The organism is Citrobacter sp. Cpo061 (assembly GCF_030332845.1).
Lineage (GTDB): Bacteria > Pseudomonadota > Gammaproteobacteria > Enterobacterales > Enterobacteriaceae > Citrobacter > Citrobacter portucalensis.
On record NZ_JAOWHB010000041.1, the window covers coordinates 81,091 to 101,339 of the forward strand.

The window sequence follows — 20,249 nt, forward strand, 5'->3', positions numbered from 1 at the left end:
ACCGTTACTGACGAAAAGCTGAGGTGTTTTTTTAAGACGCAAGAATTCGCTAGCAGATATAAAAAAACAGGACCGAAGTCCTGTTTTATAGGCATTTAACAAAGAGGTCTGCTATTAGAACTGGTAAACGATACCGACTGCTACGGTGTCGTCAGAGCCTACGCCCAGTTTGTTGTCAGAATCGATCTGGTTGATGATGTAATCAACATAGGTGGACATGTTTTTGTTGAAGTAGTAAGTCGCACCCACTTCGAAGTAGTTCACCAGATCTACGTCACCGATACCTTCAATGTCCTTACCTTTAGATTTGGTATAGGCGAGGGACGGACGCAGGCCGAAGTCGAACTGGTACTGAGCAACCAACAGTACGTCTTCAGTTTTGTTAGCATAACCGTTAGAGATACGGGTAGCGTTACGGGTTTCGCTGTAGTTCGCCGCCAGGTAGATGTTGTTCGCATCGTACTTAACGCCAGTCGCCCACTGCTCAGCTTTGTCGCCATGGCCGCGCAGAGCCGGGTTCTGCTGGGCATCGGTACGGTCAGCCGCACCATAAGCACCTACGATACCGAAGCCGTCGAATTCGTAGCTGATAGAACCGCCAACGCCATCGCCGTTAGAGCGACGAACGTCATCACGCTCGTTTTTGCCCAGGTACTGAACGGCGAAGTTCAGGCCTTCAACCAGACCGAAGAAGTTGGCGTTACGGTAGGTTGCGAGACCGCCGTTACGCTGGGAGAAGAACTGGTCAGAAGCAGCGGTATCACCACCGAATTCTGGCAGCATATCGGTGTAACCCAGTGCATCGTATACGACGCCGTAGTTACGACCGTAGTCGAAGGAGCCCGCGTCGCCGAATTTCAGACCGGCAAATGCCAGACGAGTTTTGTTACCGTTCTGAGCGTCACTACCACCTTCGGAGTTATTGCCGCTGAACTGGTATTCCCACTGGCCGTAACCGGTCAGTTGGTCGTTAATCTGAGTTTCCCCTTTGAAACCAAGACGGGCGTATGTCTGATCGCCGTTAGCAGCGTAGGCATTTTCACCGTTGTGCTTGGAAAAATAGTGCAGACCAACGGCTTTACCGTATACGTCTACTTTGTTGCCATCTTTGTTATAAACTTCTGCAGCGTTAGCTGCCCCGGCTACCAGCAGAGCAGGGATAACCACTGCCAGAATATTGCGCTTCATCATTATTTATTACCCTCATCGGTTTTTATATGACACCTGCCACTGCCGCCAATAAATTCCGTCAATCAAAATTTACGGAACTATTGATGAGAGTTTGGTGTCTTTATGTGTCTGACAGGCATCTTTCCATTCAAACTACCGTTTCGCTACCGTCAAAGTGCTACAAATATAAAGATTTGGTTTCAAAAAGAAAAAATGTGTAACAAATTGTTATTTTTGTGCAACTTTGTGAACAGCGTCAAACTTCGGATGCCCCTGCGCTTAAAATTCTCGTTTTTATTTCTATTTATATGATTTTCTTATGTTTAATTTTGATAAGGTCATTTTTTCTCCGTTATGCCGGAAAGTTCGGATTTTACAGGTAACGATTTTTAGACGTCTGGAGTGCCGTGCGAGAGGCTAAAAAATGTACTATTTAATCAGAAAATGCTAATCCACAATAAAATTGCTGATTATTTTTTGTGCAAATGTATTGCGATGAAATATTACGTAACAGGTGGAGGGGATTGAAAGGTTGTGTTTAACGTGAGATGGGTATCCAGATAACACGAAAAGGGTATAAAAAAGGCCAGCAATGCTGGCCTTTGAAACAATAACGCACGTTTAGAAGGTGGCGTTACGTGGAGTACGCGGGAACGGAATAACATCACGGACGTTCTGTACGCCGGTGACGTAAGCGATCAGACGTTCGAAGCCCAATCCGAAGCCGGAATGCGGAACGGTACCGTAGCGACGCAGGTCGCGATACCACCAGTAATCCTCTTTGTTCAGACCCATTTCCAGCATACGGGCATCCAGCACGTCCAGGCGCTCTTCACGCTGAGAACCACCGATGATTTCACCGATTCCCGGGGCCAGTACGTCCATTGCAGCAACGGTTTTACCGTCTTCGTTAAGGCGCATATAAAACGCTTTGATATCTTTCGGGTAGTTTTTCACTACCACCGGCGCTTTAAAGTGCTCTTCAGCAAGGTAACGTTCATGCTCAGAAGACAGATCCACACCCCAGTAAACAGGGTTTTCGAACTGTTTACCGCATTTTTCCAGAATGCTTACCGCGTCGGTGTAATCCACCTGCGCGAAGTCAGCGTCAATGAAACGTTCCAGGCGTGAAATCGCGTCCTTGTCGACACGTTCAGCGAAGAATTTCATATCATCCGCACGCTCTGCCAGTACGGCTTTAAACGCGTACTTCAGCATCGCTTCAGCCAGGCCTGCAACATCATTCAGGTCAGCAAAAGCCACTTCTGGTTCCAGCATCCAGAACTCTGCCAGGTGACGACTGGTGTTAGAGTTTTCTGCACGGAATGTCGGGCCAAAAGTATAAATTTTAGACAGGGCGCAGGCGTAGGTTTCACCGTTCAGCTGACCGGAAACGGTCAGGAAGGCTTCTTTACCAAAGAAGTCTTTGTCGAAATCGACTTTGCCCTGATCGTTACGCGGCAGGTTTTCCAGATCCAGCGTAGAAACACGGAACATTTCACCGGCACCTTCCGTATCGGAAGCGGTGATCAACGGAGTCGATACCCAAAAGAAACCCTGCTCGTGGAAGAAACGATGCAGAGCTTGCGCCAGCGTATGACGTACACGCGCTACCGCACCAATCATGTTGGTACGCGGACGCATGTGCGCCACTTCACGCAGATACTCAATGCTGTGACGCTTGGCTGCCATTGGGTAAGTGTCAGGATCTTCAACCCAGCCCGTTACTTCAACCTCAGTGGCCTGAATTTCAAAGCTCTGTCCTTGTCCAGGAGATGCAACGACTTTACCCGTTACGATAACTGAACAACCCGTCGTCAGGCGCAGTACGTCCTGATTGTAATTGGGCAGAGAATTATTGATGACGGCCTGTACAGGATCAAAGCAGGAACCGTCATAAACGGCGAGGAAGGAGATGCCAGCTTTTGAATCTCGGCGGGTACGCACCCATCCGCGCACGGTGACTTCGCTGTCAACGGCTACGCGGCCCTGGAGTACGTCGGCTACAGGCACAACGCTCATAATATTCTCTCTGTTAATAGTCGGATATATAAACACATGTCCACCCGTAATGGGGGGATACCTATGTTACCTGGCATCTGCAATCAGACAAGCAGAATTCGTAGCTGGAGTGAAAGATTTCGGAAATAAACGCGAAAAAGGGAGCCAAAATGGCTCCCTGGAAGGCTTAACTGGCTTTTTTGATATGCGGAAGATCGAAGGCTTTGCGCAATGCACGAACAAATGCTTTATCGTGGCAGATGGTTTTACCCGGGCTGTCAGATAACTTCGCCACCGGTTTGCCGTTACATTCCACCAGCTTGATCACAATATTGAGTGGCTTAACCTGCGGAATGTCGCATGTTAGCCGTGTCCCAATACCAAAACTCAACTGTACGCGGGAAGAGAAGTGGCGGTAGAGTTCAATCGCTTTTTTCAGATCGAGATTATCTGAGAAGACCAGCGTTTTGCTCAGCGGATCAATACCCAGTTTTTCATAATGAGCGATGGCTTTTTCACCCCATTCCACCGGATCGCCTGAGTCATGGCGTAACCCTTGGTAGCGGGTAGCGAACTCAACGCCAAAGTCGCGTAAAAATGCGTCCATGGTGATGCAATCGGTCAATGCAATGCCGAGTTGATCAGGGTATTCATTTAACCAGGCTGCCAGGGCTACGCGCTGGCTGGTGGCAAGTTCTGGACTGATTTGCTGATGAGCCTGGAACCACTCATGCGCCTGCGTACCCATTGGGGTTAATGACAGGCGGCGGGCCAGATCGTAGTTACTGGTGCCGACAAACCAGGGCTCTTGCTGCAGGCGTTTAACGATAGCCTGCTGTACTTCGCGCGAAAAACGACGACGCGTACCGAAATCCATCAAATGGAAGCGGGACATATCGACATCTTTCGTTAAAGCAGAGAATTCTACTAGTTTGCTTTCCAGCTCATCGAGTGCCTGCGGGACGCCTGATTCAGGTGAACGGTAACGATGTACCAGTTCGCTAATCACCGCTAACAGCGGGACTTCCCACATGATCACTTCTCGCCACGGTCCGGTTAAGCGGATGTTTAGCTTACCGTTATCATTGGTGACGCAAACCTGTTCCGGGTTATAGCGGAAATCACGTAACCAGGTGAGGTAATCAGCTTTAAAGAAAGGCAGGCCGGAGAGCCACTGGTACTCATCCTCCTGCAGTCGCAGGTGCTGCATAGCATTCACCTGCTCACGAATAGAATCGGCATAAATACCGAGCAGGTCATCGCCACGGCAACGAAATTCAGCCGCTACTTGTACATCATAGTAGTGGTGAAAAACGGCTTGCTGCATATGCAACTTATAAGCGTCTGTATCCAGCAGCGAGTGCAGAACAGGAGAAGCGAATTGTGTCATAGGTGCGCAGTAGCATCCTCTCACGGGAGCGTTTAGTACAATAAACAACTAAGAAAACCGCTGGAGTATACCCTGTTTAGCGATTTATTGAACCCCGATCACACCATAAGCTCTCTTTCTGGTCGAGGGCAATTCGTGCCACGTGTTATGAAAATGTAGCAAAAAGGGTGTTTGTGCCTGAAAAGATGAACATTCTGCGTAGCGCGATTTACGCAACAGGAATAGACTGAAGCCGAGACTCTATTAAAGATGCTAAAGGTTTTTTTATGACACAACAGCCACAAGCCAAATACCGTCACGACTATCGTGCGCCGGATTACCAGATTACTGATATTGACTTGACCTTTGACCTGGATGCTGAAAAAACCGTGGTCACCGCAGTGAGCCAGGCTGTCCGTCATGGCGCGTCCGATGTGCCCCTGCGCCTGAATGGCGAAGATCTGACCCTGGTGTCGATCCACGTGAACGACGAGCCGTGGACAGAGTATAAAGAAGAAGAGGGCGCTCTGGTCATTAGTCAGTTGCCGGAACGTTTTACGCTGCGTATCGTGAATGAAATTAGCCCAGCGGCCAATACCGCGCTGGAAGGGCTGTACAAGTCTGGCGAAGCGCTGTGCACCCAGTGTGAAGCGGAAGGGTTCCGCCATATTACCTGGTATCTGGACAGGCCTGATGTCCTGGCGCGTTTTACCACCAAAATTATCGCCGATAAAACCCAATATCCGTTCCTGCTCTCTAACGGCAACCGTGTGGCGCAGGGCGAACTGGAAAATGGTCGTCACTGGGTACAGTGGCAAGATCCGTTCCCGAAACCGTGCTATCTGTTTGCGTTGGTAGCCGGTGATTTCGACGTTCTGCGCGATACCTTTATCACCCGTTCCGGGCGTGAAGTGGCGCTGGAACTGTACGTCGATCGCGGCAACCTTGACCGCGCGCCGTGGGCGATGACCTCGCTGAAAAACTCCATGAAATGGGATGAAGAGCGCTTTGGCCTCGAGTATGACCTCGACATCTATATGATTGTCGCTGTGGATTTCTTCAACATGGGCGCGATGGAGAATAAAGGTCTGAACATCTTTAACTCCAAATATGTGCTGGCACGTACCGATACCGCCACCGACAAAGACTACCTCGATATTGAGCGCGTTATCGGTCATGAGTATTTTCACAACTGGACCGGCAACCGTGTGACCTGCCGTGACTGGTTCCAGTTGAGCCTGAAAGAAGGCTTAACCGTGTTCCGCGATCAAGAGTTCAGTTCCGATCTCGGCTCACGCGCGGTAAACCGCATCAGCAATGTGCGCACCATGCGTGGTCTGCAGTTTGCTGAAGATGCCAGCCCGATGGCGCATCCTATCCGTCCGGATATGGTCATTGAAATGAACAACTTCTATACCCTGACCGTGTACGAAAAGGGCGCTGAAGTCATTCGTATGATCCACACCCTGCTCGGTGAGGCTAACTTCCAGAAAGGGATGCAACTGTACTTTGAGCGTCATGACGGCAGTGCTGCAACCTGTGATGATTTCGTGCAGGCGATGGAAGATGCTTCTAACGTTGATCTCTCCCATTTCCGCCGCTGGTACAGTCAGTCCGGTACGCCGATTCTGACCGTGCGTGATGACTACAATCCGTCAACTGAGCAGTACACGCTGACGATCAGCCAGCGCACGCCGGCCACGCCGGATCAGGCCGAAAAACAGCCGCTGCATATACCTTTCGCCCTCGAGTTGTATGACAACGAAGGGAAAGTGATCCCGTTACAAAAAGGCGGGCACCCGGTGAATTCTGTACTCAACGTCACCCAGGCAGAGCAGACGTTTGTCTTCGATAACGTCTACTTCCAGCCGGTTCCGGCGCTGCTGTGCGAATTCTCCGCGCCGGTAAAACTGGAATACAAATGGAGCGATCAGCAACTGACCTTCCTGATGCGTCATGCGCGTAACGATTTCTCTCGTTGGGACGCGGCGCAAAGCCTGCTGGCGACCTATATTAAGCTTAACGTTGCCCGTCATCAGCAGGGACAACCGCTGTCGCTGCCGGTACACGTGGCTGATGCATTCCGCGCAATTTTACTGGATGAGAAAATCGATCCGGCGCTGGCGGCAGAGATCCTGACGCTGCCTTCAGTAAATGAAATAGCCGAACTGTTCGACATCATCGATCCGGTGGCGATAACCGAAGTACGCGAAGCGTTAACCCGCACGCTGGCGGCCGAGCTGGCAGATGAATTCCTCGCCATCTATAACGCTAATCATCTTGATGAGTACCGCGTTGAGCATGCCGATATTGGCAAGCGTACGCTGCGCAATGCCTGCCTGCGTTTCCTGGCCTTTGGCGAAACCCATCTGGCTGACACGCTGGTAAGCAAGCAGTATCGTGAAGCGAACAATATGACCGATGCGCTGGCGGCTCTATCCGCGGCAGTGGCGGCGCAGCTACCTTGTCGCGACGCGCTAATGCAGGAGTATGACGATAAGTGGCACCATGACGGTCTGGTGATGGACAAATGGTTTATCCTGCAATCCACCAGCCCGGCGAAAAACGTGCTGGAAACGGTACGCGGCCTGCTGAAGCATCGCTCTTTCAGTATGAGTAACCCGAACCGAATCCGTTCGCTGATCGGTGCCTTTGCAGGTAGCAACCCGGCGGCATTCCATGCGGAAGATGGTAGTGGATATCAGTTCCTGGTCGACATGTTGACTGAGCTTAATAGTCGTAACCCGCAGGTGGCGTCACGTCTGATTGAGCCGCTGATTCGCTTAAAACGTTATGATGCAAAACGTCAGGCGAAAATGCGTGCGGCGCTGGAACAGCTGAAAGGTCTGGAGAATCTCTCCGGCGATCTGTTCGAGAAGATTGACAAAGCGTTAGCCTGAAACGTTGACCTGTAGTTTAGTAGGCCGGATAAGGCGGTAACGCCGCCATCCGGCAAAAGGCCCGGTAAGCGCTACCGGGCCTGGTTTTCTGAGCGGTTATCCATGTCGAAGAATCGGTTGTTCCGTCTCGCCGCGTTTCATAACCCGGTTCAACACTTCCGCTTCCAGATCGGATAACCGTACCGATCCCAAACGGCGGGGGCGCTGAATATCCACCGTCAGATCCAACCCGATTTTTCCGTCCTCAATCAGCAACACGCGATCGGCCATTGCCACCGCTTCACTGACGTCATGAGTGACCAGCAGTACGGTAAAGCCGTGCTCTTGCCATAAAGAGACGATCAGATCCTGCATTTCAAGGCGGGTTAGGGCATCCAGAGCGCCGAGGGGTTCATCCAGCAGCAGCAAACCGGGGCGATGAATTAATGCCCGTGCCAGGGCTACACGCTGTTTTTGTCCACCGGACAGCGCAGCCGGCCATTCGTGAGCACGACTCTCCAGCCCAACGGCGGCCAGCGCATCTCGGGCCGCATCGCGCCACTGACCTTTCAGCCCCAGGCCCACATTATCGATAACCGTCTTCCATGGCAGCAGACGCGCATCCTGGAACATCATACGCGTATCATCCTGAATTTCCGCCAGTGGGGTGGTTCCGGCAAGTAATGCGCCTGAGGTCGGCGATTCCAGCCCTGCCAGCAGACGCAGCAACGTACTTTTACCGCCGCCGCTGCGGCCAACCACGGCAACAAACTGTCCGGCCGGAATATGCAAATCTAATTGATTGAGCACTGTATTGGCGGCGTATTGTTTTGTCACGGCGCTCAGCAACAGCGGTGTACCCTGGTTCAGGCGAGCGGTATTCATACGGTAGCCTCCTTTACATGGTAAGCCGGATGCCAGCGTAGCCAGACTCGCTCCAGCAGTTGGGCGCTGATGTCGGCAAGTTTGCCAAGCAGGGCGTAGAGAATAATGGCCACCACGACCACATCGGTTTGCAGAAATTCGCGGGCGTTCATCGCCAGGTAACCAATACCGGCATTGGCAGAAATGGTTTCCGCCACAATCAGCGTCAGCCACATCAGCCCGAGAGCGAAACGCACGCCGACCATAATCGAGGGCAGGGCGCCGGGGAGGATCACATGAACAAACAGTGAAAAGCCGGATAATCCATAGCTGCGCGCCATTTCTACCAGCCCACGATCGATACTACGGATCCCATGCCAGGTGTTGATGTAAATTGGGAACAGCGTGCCCAACGCCACGAGAAAGATCTTGGCGGATTCATCAATGCCGAACCACAAAATCACCAGCGGGATCAGCGCCAGATGCGGTACGTTACGCAGCATCTGCACCGAGGTATCCAGCAGGCGTTCTCCCCAACGCGAAAGACCGCTGATAAGTCCCAGTGTCAGGCCAATCGATCCACCGATGGAGAATCCGATCAGCGCGCGCCAGGAACTGATGGCCAGATGCTGCCAAAGCTCGCCGCTGGCGGAAAGCGTCCAGAAAGCTTCGATAACACCTTCCGGAGAGGGCAGAATGCGAGTGGACAGCCAGCCCATTGAAGATGCGAGCTGCCAGAGCGCCACCAAACCTACCGGTAAAAACCAGGGCGCGAGGCGTAATAACCATCTGTTTTTCGGCGTTGCCATTAGCCGCTCCTTAACTTTGCGCGACTTTGCGCGGGATAAATTCGTTTGCCACCGCTTCACCTTGTTGTTGCAGGTATTGCGGCTGCGGAATTTCCGGTATAGCAACATCCAGATGCGGGAACAGCAGCTCGCCAACCTTGTATGCCTCTTCCAGATGTGGGTATCCGGACAACACAAAGCTGTCGATTCCCAGCGCGGCATACTCGTTGATACGCGCCGCGACAGTCGGACCATCTCCGACCAGCGCGGTACCCGCGCCACCGCGTACCAGTCCAACGCCTGCCCACAGGTTCGGACTAATTTCCAGTTTGTCGCGTTTACCATTGTGCAGTGCAGCCATTCGCTGCTGACCAACCGAATCCGTTCTTGAGAAGGCGGCCTGGGCTTTGGCAATGGTGTCGTCATCAAGGTGGGCTATCAGACGATCCGCTGCCTGCCACGCCTCGTGGGTTGTCTCCCTTACGATCACATGCAGACGAATACCAAAGCGGATCTTGCGCCCGAGCGCCGCCGCTTTGGCTCGCACCTGTTCAATCTTCGCTTTCACCTGCTCAGGGGGCTCGCCCCAGGTCAGATAAAGATCAACCTGCTCGGCAGCAAGGTCTTGTGCGACATCAGACGAGCCGCCGAAATAAAGCGGTGGCTGGGGTTGTTGTACGGGAGGGAAAAACAGCTTCGCGCCGCGAACATGAATATGTTTGCCGTTGAAATCCACCGTTTCACCTTGCAGCAGTCGCCGCCAGACCTGAGTAAATTCAGCAGAGGCTTCATATCGTTCTGTGTGATCGAGGAACACGCCGTCGCCTGCCAGCTCCTGCGGATCGCTGCCGGTCACCAGATTAAATAACGCCCGGCCATTTGAGAGTCTGTCGAGCGTCGCAGCCTGACGTGCGGCAACCGTTGGCGAGGTGACGCTTGGGCGCAGCGCGACCAGAAACTTTAATCTCTGAGTGACCGGGATCATCGAAGCGGCGACCAGCCAGGCATCTTCGCAAGAGCGACCGGTTGGGATCAGGACGCCGGTAAATCCAAGACGATCGGCCGTTTGCGCGATTTGTTGCAGATAACTGTGATCGACCGGGCGCGAACCTTCTTCCGTTCCAAGATAATGACCGTCACCATGGGTGGGTAAAAACCAGAACATATTCAGACTCATAATTTTTCTCCTGCCTGCTGAGTGGGTTGCCAGATACGCTGGCGAATATCGATTTTTTTCGGTACCAAACGGTTGTCATAAAACAGATCGGCGGTTTGTTGTTGCAGGGCAGCAACAGAGGCGTTGACTGGCACAATGGTGGTTGGCGGACGGTGATCCAGATAAGACGCAATCACCGGTTCGGGCAGCCCCATGGTTTTGGCCAGCAGGGTAATGCTTTGCTGGCGCTGACTGAGCGTTAACGCATCGGCCTGGCTAAAGGTATCCAGTACGCCAAGTACAAAAGCGCCATTTTTCTCGGCATAAGGACGGGCGGCGAGATAAAACGAACCGGTTTGCTTGAGGTCTGAGCCGTCCTTCAGTACGCGTACATCACCTTGCAGTAACGCGGCGGAATAATAGGGATCCCAGATAGCCCACGCATCCACGTTTCCTTGCTGAAAGGCCGCTCGCGCATCGGCGGGAGTCAGATACGTCGGTTGAATATCGGTAAATTTCAGTCCGGCCTGTTGCAGCGCCCGGAGCAGTAAATTGTGGGCGCTGGAGCCTTTCTGGAAGGCGACTTTATGTCCTTTAAGCTGCGCGACGCTCTGGATCGGACTATTTTTTGGCACCAGAATCACTTCGGCTTTCGGTTTGGGCGGCTCGACGCCCACGTAAACCAGATCGGCCCCGGCTGCCTGGGCGAAAATCGGCGGAATGTCACCGGTACTGCCGAGATCGATACTGCCGATATTGAGTGCTTCCAGCATTTGCGGCCCAGCCGGGAATTCAACCCACGAGATTTTGGTCTGAGGGTAGCGTTTCTCCAGTAGCTGATGGCTTTTAGCCAGCACCATACTGACGCTTCCTTTCTGGTAACCAATACGCAGAGCATCGGGGGCCGATTCTGCGGCATGCCCCAGCGTTGACAGCGACAACAACCCGGTCAGTGCCAGCCATGACGTGTGACGCCTGAGAAAATCAAGCATGAGCGGCACCTCGCAGGGTGTTCAGTTGAGGAAGTTGGACATCGCGACGATGCAACGCCAGCCAGAAGGTATCGAGCGCACTGTCCAGACGCTGCTGAAGGTTGGGCGTAAACTGAGGTTTATGCTGATAATCAATCACCTGTGAATCATCGGCAAACACACCGTGCAGGATCTCCTGGGCCTTTAATGCGCTCAGTACCGGTTTCAGCGCGTAATCGACGGCAAGTAAATGCGCCACGCTGCCGCCGGTCGCCAACGGCAAAACCACTTTCCCTTCCAGCGCCCGCTCGGGGAGTAGGTCGAGCAGGGTTTTCAGGGCGCCAGAGTAAGCGGCTTTATAGACTGGTGTTGCGACAATCAGCCCGTCTGCATCCTGCAATTGTTCGATAAATGTGTTCAGCGCCGGACTGTCGAAACGAGCATAGATCAGGTCTTCCGGGGCAAAATTGTGCAGGTTCCAGTGAAAGATTTCGACATTCTGACCGTGAAGTTTTTCTCGGGCATATTCCAGTAACGCACTGGATCGAGAGGGAAAGCGAGGGCTCCCCGCCAGAGTGATGACGCGCATAATTTCATTCTCCCCTTATAACTAATTGTTTTCTTTTGGTTAACATTGATAACAATTTGAGCAGTCTGGCAGAGAGATTTTGTTTATCGAAATGATTTATACGGCATAGAAAAGTTGGAAATTGAATAAAAAGGCAGAGGCGAGGAAAACGATTGCTATTTATTGCCGCAGGTCAATTCCCTTTTTGCTCGCGATCGCACATAATACGCCCCCGGTTTGCACACCGGGAATCCAGGAGAGTTCATGTACTACCCCTTCGTTCGTAAAGCCCTTTTTCAGCTCGATCCAGAGCGCGCTCATGAATTGACATTCCAGCAATTACGTCGCATTACCGGCACACCGCTTGAAGCGCTTGTACGCCAGAAAGTACCGGCAAAACCGGTTACCTGTATGGGGTTGACGTTTAAAAATCCGCTCGGGCTTGCTGCCGGACTGGATAAAGACGGGGAGTGCATTGATGCGCTCGGCGCGATGGGATTTGGTTCCATTGAGATTGGTACCGTGACGCCACGCCCTCAGCCGGGTAACGATAAACCGCGTCTGTTCCGTCTGGTCGATGCAGAAGGTTTGATCAACCGCATGGGGTTTAATAACCACGGGGTTGATAACCTGGTTGAGAACGTTAAAAAATCGCATTTCGACGGTATTCTGGGTATTAATATTGGTAAGAACAAAGATACCCCAGTAGAGAACGGCAAAGATGACTATCTGATTTGTATGGAAAAAGTCTATGCTTATGCTGGTTATATCGCGATTAATATCTCTTCGCCGAATACGCCGGGATTACGTACTCTACAATACGGCGAGGCGCTGGACGATCTCCTGACGGCAATTAAAAATAAGCAAAACGATCTGCAAGCGATCCACCATAAATATGTTCCGGTGGCAGTAAAGATCGCGCCGGATCTTTCTGTGGAAGAACTGATCCAGGTCGCCGATAGTTTAGTTCGTCATAATATTGATGGCGTAATTGCGACTAACACCACCCTCGATCGTTCTCTTGTTCAGGGAATGAAAAATTGCGATCAAATGGGTGGTCTGAGCGGTCGACCGTTGCAATTAAAAAGTACAGAAATTATTCGCCAGTTGTCTCAGGAATTAAAAGGTCAGCTGCCGATTATTGGTGTTGGTGGTATCGACTCGGTGATTGCTGCACGTGAGAAAATAGCTGCTGGTGCAACCCTCGTACAGATTTATTCGGGCTTTATTTTTAAAGGTCCGCCGTTGATAAAAGAAATCGTCAGCAATATCTGAATGCTACCTTAATCACAAACCAGGGCTTTATTTCTAGCCCTGGTTGTTTTATATTCCTTTACTGTTGCTTATTTAAACATTCTGAGCTTTTATTATTAGGGCAATAAACGAAGCGGCAAAAGGATACTGTCGTAACGGTGATGATTAAGGAAAGGAGAGAAACTGATGCGAATTAAACCCGACGATAACTGGTGCTGGTATTATGATGAAGAGCACGATCGTATGATGCTCGATTTAGCCAATGGCATGTTATTCCGTTCGCGTTTTGCTCGTAAAATGCTCACTCCTGATGCATTTTCTCCGTCAGGTTTTTGTGTTGATGACGCCGCGCTTTATTTTTCCTTTGAAGAAAAATGTCGCTACCTGGATTTAGCCAAAGAACAAAAAGCGGAACTGGTGCTTAATGCGCTGGTGGCGATTCGTTATCTCAAACCGCAAATGCCAAAAAGCTGGCACTTTGTCGCACACGGTATTAACTGGTCGCCGGTCGTGGGTGACGCAGCCTGTGTTGATTTAAGCGATACCGATGAACAGGTAAACCTGCTAGTGGTTGAGCCGGGTGAAAACGCCGCGCTTTGCCTGCTTGCGCAACCTGGCGTGGTTATCGCCGGGCGTACGATGCAGCTTGGCGATGCGATTAAAATAATGAATGACAGACTGAAACCGCAGGCCGTTGTTGACAGTTTCAGCCTTGAGCAGGCGGTTTAGCTCTCCAGCCTGATTGCCGTTTTGGGAACACAGCTACAGCACAGAATCGTTCCGTCGTCCCCCATCGCTGATTTCTTCAACGGGCTAACTTCGCCTTCTACCAGTCGAATTCGACAGCATCCGCAAATGCCTGCCCGGCATGAATAGGGAACCCGGATACCCTGGTTTTCCAACTGCTCAAGCAATACCTGTTGATTATTTCCGCGAAAGGTCTGTCCCTGCCAGTCAATAAGCACCGTGGCATCAGGTTGTTGTTCGGGTGTAGTTTCGTCTGATTCAGCCGCGCCGTACGCTCTGGCGGGGCCGGTTGCCAAAATTTCTACCTCATCGCCGACGCGAATAACGCCACTGTTACGCGCGATAAGATTCTGACCGAAATCGACATCGCCGTTATCTATCGCAGTACGGAAGGTTTGCAATGTGGCAAGCGGTTCACCGGATGGATGTTTCTGGCCTTTTTCCGGGCTAACTGTCGTGAAAATACAGCGGCTACAGGGTTTTGCTACATCAAAAATGACGTCGCCAATACGAATCACTTTCCAGGTATCTTCTTCCCAGGCACCAGCTCCCGAAACCACTATATTGGGGCGAAACTGTTCCATTTTGACGCTTGCCGGACAGCGCTGTTGCAGATCGCGCAGGGATGCTTCGTTGGCCAGCAGATAGGGATAACCATCAGCGAAGGATAAAGGAACATCAACATGGCGTTTTACACGGCGCGTCAGCTGCGGGCCGACCCAGCGTAACTGCACGCCACGGGAGAAAAAGCCGCTAAGCCACTGGTTGATAGCCGCTGGTGCAATACGCGCGGTAAAATGATTTCCCCATACTTCTGTTGGTGCATCCTGGAGAGCGAAGTCGGCAAATCGCACGAGGGCGCTGCTGCCATCTGGCGCTGTAAGATGCAGCCCATCGTGGAATGGGGAAGGCGTAAAACGGACCATTTGTGGGAACTGGCGGGCAGTTATGAACGTTCCGTCAGGTTCAGTGATCATAAATATGCGATCAAAGGCGAGACCGCTAATATCTGCCAGGGCATGCGTAAGCCCAATGCCGCGCATTGATTTAACCGGATGAATAAAAAGTCGGGTTAACGTGACCACTGTACAGCCCCTCGAATGAAAATAAGCCTTCAACTTTATGACATACAGCCCATATTAGCTATAATGCGCAGCAATTTTCTCGGAGTAAAAGTGACATTATGAATTCTCTGTTTGCCAGTACGGCCCGCGGGCTGGAAGAGCTGTTAAAAACTGAACTGGAAAACCTCGGCGCGCTGGAGTGTCAGGTCGTTCAGGGTGGGGTCCATTTTAAGGGCGACACACGGCTTGTTTACCAGAGCCTGATGTGGAGCCGCCTGGCCTCGCGCATTATCCTGCCGATGGGAGAGTGCAAGGTCTACAGCGATCTTGATCTGTACCTCGGCGTTCAGGCAATCGACTGGACAGAGATATTTAACCCTGGTGCTACGTTTGCCGTCCATTTTAGCGGACTGAACGAGACCATTCGTAACAGCCAGTACGGCGCGCTGAAGGTCAAGGATGCGATTGTCGATGCCTTTACCCGCAAAAATATGCCGCGTCCGAATGTGGATCGTGAATCTCCGGATCTGCGCATCAACGTCTGGTTGAACAAAGATACTGCCAGCATTGCGCTCGATCTGAGCGGTGACGGTTTGCATCAGCGTGGCTATCGCGATCGCGCGGGTCAGGCACCGATTAAAGAGACGCTGGCCGCGGCAATTGTTATGCGTTCTGGCTGGCAGCCGGGAACCCCGTTACTCGATCCGATGTGTGGTTCCGGCACGCTGCTGATTGAAGCGGCAATGTGGGCGACCGATCGCGCGCCGGGTCTGCACCGTGGATACTGGGGCTTCAGCGGTTGGGCGCAACACGACGAAGCTGTCTGGCAAGAAGTTAAAGCCGAAGCGCAGGTGCGTGCGCGTAAGGGACTGGCTGACTATACCTCGCATTTTTATGGATCCGATAGCGATGCGCGCGTGATTGAAAAAGCGCGTAGTAATGCTCGCCGCGCCGGTATCGCCGATCTGATGACGTTTGACGTGAAAGATGTCGCCAAACTGAGCAATCCGCTGCCGAAAGGACCGTATGGGACAGTTATCAGTAACCCGCCTTACGGCGAACGTCTGGATAGCGAACCGGCGCTGATTGCCCTGCACAGCCTGCTGGGCCGTACGATGAAAAACCAGTTTGGCGGCTGGAATTTGTCGCTGTTCAGCGCCTCGCCGGATCTGCTCAGCAGCCTGCAATTACGTGCCGACAAGCAGTTCAAAGCGAAAAACGGTCCACTGGATTGTGTGCAGAAGAATTATCACGTTGCAGAGACCACTGCGGACAGCAAGCCTGCCACGGTAGCGGAAGATTATGCCAACCGCCTGCGCAAGAATATTAAGAAGCTGGAAAAATGGGCGCGTCAGGAAGGCATTGAATGCTATCGCCTGTATGACGCTGACCTGCCGGAATACAACGTTGCAGTAGATCGTTACGGTGATTGGGTCGTGGTTCAGGAATACGCACCGCCGAAGACGGTTGATGCGCAAAAAGCACGTCAACGCCTGTTCGACATCATTGCCGCCACGCTGTCAGTACTGGAAATCGCGCCAAACAAACTGGTGCTGAAAACCCGTGAGCGTCAGAAAGGCAAGAATCAGTATCAGAAGATGAATGAGAAGGGTGAATTCATTGAGGTAAGCGAGTACAACGCGCGCCTGTGGGTTAACCTGACTGACTACCTTGATACGGGTTTATTCCTCGATCACCGTATTGCGCGCCGTATGTTGGGGCAGATGAGTAAAGGTAAGGACTTCCTCAACCTGTTTTCCTACACCGGTAGCGCCAGCGTACATGCAGGATTGGGCGGTGCGCGTAGCACCACGACGGTCGATATGTCGCGTACCTATCTGGAATGGGCGGAACGTAACCTGCGCCTGAACGGATTGAGCGGTCGCGCTCACCGTTTAATTCAGGCTGATTGCCTGGGCTGGCTGCGCGATGCGAATGAACAGTTTGATCTGATTTTCATCGATCCGCCGACGTTCTCTAACTCAAAACGTATGGAAGATTCGTTTGATGTGCAGCGCGATCATCTGGCGCTGATGAAAGATCTGAAACGTCTGCTGCGTAAAGACGGCACGATCATGTTCTCCAACAACAAACGTGGGTTCCGTATGGATCTCGACGGTTTGGCTGAACTGGGATTGAAAGCACAAGAAATTACCCAAAAAACGCTTTCCCAGGATTTTGCCCGTAACCGTCAGATCCACAATTGCTGGCTGATTACCGCAGCCTGAAAGGATAAATAAATGTCATTGATCAGTATGCATGGTGCATGGCTGTCGTTCAGCGATGCGCCGCTTCTTGATAATGCAGAACTGCATATCGAAGATAACGAACGCGTCTGTCTGGTTGGCCGTAACGGCGCAGGTAAATCGACGCTGATGAAGATCCTGAACCGTGAGCAGGGGCTTGACGACGGGCGTATCATTTATGAGCAGGATCTGGTTGTGGCGCGTCTGCAACAGGATCCGCCGCGTAATGTTGAAGGCAGCGTGTATGATTTCGTTGCCGAGGGTATCGAAGAGCAGGCCGAGTATCTGAAGCGTTATCACGATATTTCGCGTCTGGTGATGACTGATCCGAGCGACAGAAATCTGAATGAGATGGCGCGGGTTCAGGAAATGCTCGATCATCACAATCTGTGGCAGCTCGAAAGCCGTATTAATGAAGTGCTGGAGCAGTTGGGGCTGGATCCAAACGCCGCACTTTCTTCGCTTTCTGGCGGTTGGCTGCGTAAAGCGGCGCTGGGCCGCGCGTTAGTGAGCAATCCGCGTGTATTGCTGCTGGATGAGCCAACGAACCACCTGGATATTGAAACTATCGACTGGCTGGAAGGGTTCCTGAAATCTTTCAATGGGACAATCATCTTCATTTCCCACGACCGTTCATTTATACGCAATATGGCGACGCGTATCGTCGACCTCGATCGTGGCAAGCTGGTGACTTATCCGGGGAATTACGATCAGTATCTGCTGGAAAAAGAAGAAGCGCTGCGCGTAGAAGAGTTACAAAATGCAGAGTTTGACCGCAAGCTGGCGCAGGAAGAGGTCTGGATCCGTCAGGGGATCAAAGCGCGTCGTACCCGTAATGAAGGCCGCGTGCGCGCACTGAAAGCCATGCGTCGCGAGCGTGGCGAACGCCGCGAAGTGATGGGCACGGCGAAGATGCAGGTCGAAGAGGCGAGCCGTTCAGGCAAGATTGTTTTCGAAATGGAGAACGTGGATTACCAGGTTGATGGAAAGCAGCTGGTAAAAGATTTCTCCGCACAGGTACAACGTAGCGACAAAATTGCGCTAATCGGACCGAACGGCTGCGGCAAAACAACGCTGCTGAAGCTGATGTTAGGCCAGCTTCAGGCTGACAGTGGACGCATTCACGTCGGCACCAAGCTGGAAGTGGCCTATTTCGATCAGCACCGCGCCGAACTGGATCCAGATAAAACCGTGATGGACAACCTGGCTGAAGGTAAGCAAGAGGTGATGGTTAACGGTAAACCTCGCCATGTGCTGGGTTATCTGCAGGACTTCCTGTTCCATCCGAAACGCGCGATGACGCCAGTGCGAGCGCTCTCTGGTGGGGAACGAAATCGCCTGCTGTTGGCGCGTCTTTTTCTGAAACCCAGCAATCTTTTGATTCTCGATGAACCAACGAACGATCTTGACGTCGAAACGCTGGAACTGCTTGAAGAACTAATTGATAGCTATCAGGGGACTGTACTGCTGGTAAGCCACGACCGTCAGTTTGTGGATAATACTGTAACTGAATGCTGGATCTTCGAAGGCGGCGGTAAAATTGGTCGTTATGTCGGTGGTTATCATGACGCGCGCAGCCAGCAATCTCAGTATGTGGCGTTTAAACAACCGGTCGCGAAAAAAACAGAGGAAGCTGTTGCTCCTAAAGCAGAAATTGTCAAACGTGGCACGAGCAAACTAAGCTATAAACTGCAGCGCGAACTGGAGCAGCTCCCCGCTCAGCTTGAAGAACTGGAAGCTAAACTGGAAAGGCTACAAGCGCAGGTTGCTGACGCCGCTTTTTTCAGTCAGCCACATGAGCAAACACAGCAGGTATTAGCTAATCTGAACGAAGCGGAACAAGAACTTGAGCAAGCCTTTGAGCGCTGGGAGTATCTTGAGTCTTTGAAGAACGGCGCATAATTTAAAGGAGCACATATGTGCGAACATCACCATGCCGCGAAGCATATTTTGTGCTCGCAGTGTGACATGCTGGTGGCGTTACCTCGCCTTGAGCATGGTCAAAAAGCGGCATGTCCACGATGTGGCACTACGTTAACGGTTGAGTGGGACGCGCCGCGGCAGCGTCCTACCGCCTATGTATTAGCAGCATTATTCATGCTGCTTCTGTCAAACCTCTTCCCCTTTGTGAATATGAACGTCGCAGGGGTGAGCAGCGAAGTGACGTTGCTGGAGATCCCCAGCGTTCTCTTTTCTGAAGACTACGCCAGTCTCGGCACCTTCTTTTTATTATTCGTGCAGTTGGTCCCCGCGTTTTGCCTGCTGACTATCTTGCTGCTGGTGAATCGGGTGCAGATGCCCGCCAGACTTAAGGCGGGTCTTGCACGCGTCCTGTTCCAGTTAAAAAGCTGGGGGATGGCGGAAATCTTCCTCGCTGGCGTGCTGGTCAGCTTTGTTAAGCTTATGGCTTACGGCGATATTGGCGTGGGCAGCAGCTTTATTCCGTGGTGCTTCTTTTGCGTTTTGCAACTGCGCGCATTCCAGTGCGTTGACCGTCGCTGGCTGTGGGATGATATTGCGCCAATGCCAGTGATTAAGCAGGAGTTAAAACCAGGCGTGCCCGGCATTCGACAGGGACTGCGTTCCTGCTCTTGCTGCACCGCGATTCTTCCCGCTGATGAACGGGTGTGTCCGCGCTGCCAGACGAAAGGCTATGTGCGGCGTAAAAACAGTCTGCAATGGACGTTGGCATTACTGTTCACGTCGATCATGCTTTATCTTCCTGCCAATATTTTGCCGATTATGATTACCGATCTGCTCGGGTCAAAGCTGCCATCAACGATACTTGAGGGGGTGGTTTTAATCTGGAGCGAAGGCTCTTATCCGGTGGCTGCGGTTATTTTTATCGCCAGTATTATGGTGCCGACGTTGAAAATGATCGCCATTGCCTGGCTATGTTGGGATGCCAAAGGGCACGGCAAACGCGACAGCGAACGTATGCACCTGATTTATGAAGTTGTGGAATTTGTCGGTCGCTGGTCAATGATCGACGTCTTTGTGATTGCGGTACTCTCTGCGCTGGTACGCATGGGAGGGTTAATGAACATTTATCCTGCAATGGGTGCTTTGATGTTTGCTTTAGTCGTCATTATGACAATGTTTTCTGCGATGACATTTGATCCGCGTCTGTCGTGGGACCGTGAACCAGAACCAGGCCATGAGGAGTCCTGAC

Annotated in this window: 15 protein-coding genes; 6 read left to right on the plus strand and 9 right to left on the minus strand. The window is 52.0% G+C overall.

The window, feature by feature from the left end:
* Positions 1-114 precede the first annotated feature (114 nt).
* The 3 genes from ompF to pncB all read right to left on the minus strand — a co-directional run bounded on the left by ompF (position 115) and on the right by pncB (position 4,561).
* Positions 115-1,191, minus strand: a complete 1,077-nt coding sequence (gene ompF, locus OGX97_RS11235) for a porin OmpF (RefSeq protein ID WP_008784270.1) — start codon at positions 1,189-1,191, stop codon at positions 115-117.
* 600 nt (positions 1,192-1,791) lie between these two features.
* Complete coding sequence (gene asnS, locus OGX97_RS11240) at positions 1,792-3,192, minus strand: asparagine--tRNA ligase (protein ID WP_020996514.1); 1,401 nt, start codon at positions 3,190-3,192, stop codon at positions 1,792-1,794.
* Positions 3,193-3,358: 166 nt separating this feature from the next.
* Positions 3,359-4,561: a nicotinate phosphoribosyltransferase gene (gene pncB, locus OGX97_RS11245; protein WP_003836860.1), complete on the minus strand. Its 1,203-nt coding sequence runs from the start codon at positions 4,559-4,561 to the stop codon at positions 3,359-3,361.
* 266 nt (positions 4,562-4,827) lie between these two features.
* On the opposite strand from pncB, the gene pepN reads away from it, so the two are divergent.
* Entirely contained in the window at positions 4,828-7,440 is a 2,613-nt protein-coding gene (pepN, locus tag OGX97_RS11250; RefSeq protein ID WP_071444989.1) for an aminopeptidase N, read from the plus strand.
* Positions 7,441-7,536: 96 nt separating this feature from the next.
* Here the strand turns inward: pepN and ssuB are convergent, their stop codons facing one another.
* Genes ssuB through ssuE form a run of 5 tightly spaced genes read right to left on the minus strand, consistent with a single transcriptional unit; the run spans position 7,537 to position 11,787 of the window.
* Positions 7,537-8,304, minus strand: a complete 768-nt coding sequence (gene ssuB, locus OGX97_RS11255) for an aliphatic sulfonates ABC transporter ATP-binding protein (protein WP_008784274.1) — start codon at positions 8,302-8,304, stop codon at positions 7,537-7,539.
* Complete coding sequence (gene ssuC / locus OGX97_RS11260) at positions 8,301-9,092, minus strand: aliphatic sulfonate ABC transporter permease SsuC (RefSeq protein WP_235124381.1); 792 nt, start codon at positions 9,090-9,092, stop codon at positions 8,301-8,303. Before ssuC ends, ssuB begins: the two co-directional genes overlap by 4 nt.
* Before the next feature lie 10 nt (positions 9,093-9,102).
* Positions 9,103-10,248, minus strand: a complete 1,146-nt coding sequence (gene ssuD, locus OGX97_RS11265; RefSeq protein WP_008784276.1) for an FMNH2-dependent alkanesulfonate monooxygenase — start codon at positions 10,246-10,248, stop codon at positions 9,103-9,105.
* Complete coding sequence (locus OGX97_RS11270; protein WP_048235698.1) at positions 10,245-11,219, minus strand: sulfonate ABC transporter substrate-binding protein; 975 nt, start codon at positions 11,217-11,219, stop codon at positions 10,245-10,247. The genes ssuD and OGX97_RS11270 overlap by 4 nt, the downstream gene beginning before the upstream one ends.
* Positions 11,212-11,787, minus strand: a complete 576-nt coding sequence (gene ssuE, locus OGX97_RS11275; RefSeq protein WP_235124379.1) for an NADPH-dependent FMN reductase — start codon at positions 11,785-11,787, stop codon at positions 11,212-11,214. Before ssuE ends, OGX97_RS11270 begins: the two co-directional genes overlap by 8 nt.
* Before the next feature lie 243 nt (positions 11,788-12,030).
* Here ssuE and pyrD point away from each other — a divergent pair, with 243 nt between their 5' ends.
* Together pyrD and zapC are read left to right on the plus strand one after the other, a co-directional pair.
* Positions 12,031-13,041 carry a quinone-dependent dihydroorotate dehydrogenase gene (gene pyrD / locus OGX97_RS11280; RefSeq protein ID WP_003831973.1) on the plus strand — a complete coding sequence of 337 codons (1,011 nt, stop codon included), beginning with the start codon at positions 12,031-12,033 and terminating at the stop codon, positions 13,039-13,041.
* Positions 13,042-13,206: 165 nt separating this feature from the next.
* Positions 13,207-13,749, plus strand: coding sequence for a cell division protein ZapC (gene zapC / locus OGX97_RS11285; RefSeq protein ID WP_279850509.1), 543 nt, complete (start codon positions 13,207-13,209; stop codon positions 13,747-13,749).
* Here zapC and OGX97_RS11290 read toward each other — a convergent pair.
* A complete protein-coding gene (locus OGX97_RS11290) occupies positions 13,746-14,852 on the minus strand; it encodes a YcbX family protein (protein ID WP_149607841.1) in 1,107 nt (368 codons plus the stop codon). The two genes, zapC and OGX97_RS11290, sit on opposite strands and share 4 nt — an antisense overlap.
* A 98-nt stretch (positions 14,853-14,950) precedes the next feature.
* Here OGX97_RS11290 and rlmKL point away from each other — a divergent pair, with 98 nt between their 5' ends.
* From rlmKL to pqiA, 3 genes are read left to right on the plus strand one after another with little or no spacing between them, the layout of a single operon-like run.
* Entirely contained in the window at positions 14,951-17,059 is a 2,109-nt protein-coding gene (gene rlmKL / locus OGX97_RS11295; protein ID WP_003831977.1) for a bifunctional 23S rRNA (guanine(2069)-N(7))-methyltransferase RlmK/23S rRNA (guanine(2445)-N(2))-methyltransferase RlmL, read from the plus strand.
* 12 nt (positions 17,060-17,071) lie between these two features.
* On the plus strand, positions 17,072-18,979 hold the full coding sequence (locus tag OGX97_RS11300; protein WP_008784281.1) for an ABC transporter ATP-binding protein: 1,908 nt from the start codon (positions 17,072-17,074) through the stop codon (positions 18,977-18,979).
* A gap of 15 nt (positions 18,980-18,994) precedes the next feature.
* Positions 18,995-20,248, plus strand: a complete 1,254-nt coding sequence (pqiA, locus tag OGX97_RS11305; RefSeq protein WP_032942902.1) for a membrane integrity-associated transporter subunit PqiA — start codon at positions 18,995-18,997, stop codon at positions 20,246-20,248.
* Position 20,249: the final 1 nt, after the last annotated feature.